Genomic DNA, 271 nt, shown 5'->3' with positions numbered 1-271 from the left:
TATATTTTTGTTGATAAATTGTTTTTTGTTCATCGGAAGACATGGTGCTCAGCCAGTTCTTGGCTTGATCCTTCATTCCCGGATCACTCTTAGCCGTCTCGGCTACTTGATTACGAATATCCGCTCGTTGACCATCCGTTAGCTGAACTGCAGCCTTGAGTTGGAGCGATAGATCGATCTCTTGTTTCGCAATTTCTCCTTGAGCGAGCTTATCTACATACAACTCTTCCAGCTCTTCTTCGGTTAGAAGATCCACAAAGTCCACTTCGAT

At 43.9% G+C, this 271-nt stretch carries 1 protein-coding gene; it reads right to left on the bottom strand.

Features of this window, described 5'->3' with window-relative positions; all coding sequences use genetic code 11:
- Window positions 1-271, bottom strand: a 271-nt coding sequence (locus AMS66_RS32610) for a hypothetical protein (RefSeq protein ID WP_160319649.1), incomplete at both ends; no start/stop codon positions are given.

This window comes from Paenibacillus xylanivorans (assembly GCF_001280595.1).
In the GTDB taxonomy this organism is placed as follows: domain Bacteria; phylum Bacillota; class Bacilli; order Paenibacillales; family Paenibacillaceae; genus Paenibacillus; species Paenibacillus xylanivorans.
The sequence above is the reverse complement of the archived record's forward strand: the minus strand, read 5'-3'. Positions and strand labels throughout refer to the sequence as shown.